We start from the raw sequence: 883 nt of genomic DNA, 5'->3' as shown, positions 1-883 counted from the left end.
TGTACCTGCTGCGCCGTCAGCAGAAGGTCGAACCGCGCTTTGGCATGGCCGACACCGTGCGAAGCGTGGCTCTGCGGGAGTACCAACGGCAGATGGAGCGGGCGCTGCGGGAAGAGTTGACGAAGGGGTGATTTGCAGCTGCTACCGCCAGTTCTCCACCTGCAAGCCGCTCACCCGACTGAACTCGCCGACATTGGACGTCACCACGATCAGACCGCGCGCCACCGCGGTGCCGGCGATCAAGACGTCATACGCGCCGATGGGCTGGCCTTGGGCGCGCAAGGCGGCACGAATGACCGCCGCCGCCTGCGCGTCGGCCACATCGAAGGGCACGGTCGTGATGACCGAGAAGAAGGCATCGAGCATCGGCGCGAGCCTCCTGGCGCGTTCGCTGTTGAGCGCCAGCCCGTAGTCAATCTCCATCCGCGTCAGTGCCGAGACGACGATCAGTTTCGGCGAAGTCGCCTTGACGCGCGCCATCACGCCGGGCTGGCCTTTGACGAAGTCCGAGATCGTGCAGGTGTCGAGCAGATACTTCACGCCAGCGGATCCTCGACGGGAGGGGCGAGCTTGTCGCGGCCGGCTTCGAACGGCGGCGCATCGGCCATGCCCTTGAAGTTCGCCACGACTTCCGGCCACTGCGGCTGGGACTGATGCGCGAGCCACTCGCTGATCGCTTTGCGGATGAGCGCATTGCGACTCTCACCGGTCTGCTCGGCCATGGCGTTGAGTTGCTGCCCGGTGGTGTCGTCGAGATAGATATTGAAGTGCATGACCGCCTCCGCAAACGAAATATAACACATTGATGTGTTATGCGACATGAGCGGCAATGTCAAGACTCTGCTCCGAGTTGGAACACTGAAAGTCGATAGCCCTAAAACGC

General features: G+C 62.7%; 2 protein-coding genes. Both read right to left on the bottom strand.

What is annotated here, in order from left to right; all coding sequences use genetic code 11:
* Window positions 1–141: 141 nt before the first annotated feature.
* A complete protein-coding gene (locus Tther_RS13170) occupies window positions 142–540 on the bottom strand; it encodes a type II toxin-antitoxin system VapC family toxin (RefSeq protein ID WP_143904585.1) in 399 nt (132 codons plus the stop codon).
* A complete protein-coding gene (locus tag Tther_RS13165) occupies window positions 537–773 on the bottom strand; it encodes a ribbon-helix-helix domain-containing protein (protein ID WP_185975103.1) in 237 nt (78 codons plus the stop codon). The genes Tther_RS13170 and Tther_RS13165 overlap by 4 nt, the downstream gene beginning before the upstream one ends.
* Between the last annotated feature and the right edge of the window lie 110 nt (window positions 774–883).

The organism is Tepidimonas thermarum, assembly GCF_007556705.1.
GTDB lineage: Bacteria > Pseudomonadota > Gammaproteobacteria > Burkholderiales > Burkholderiaceae_C > Tepidimonas > Tepidimonas thermarum.
Note: the sequence above shows the minus strand (reverse complement) of the source record. Positions and strands in the feature narration are given on the sequence as shown.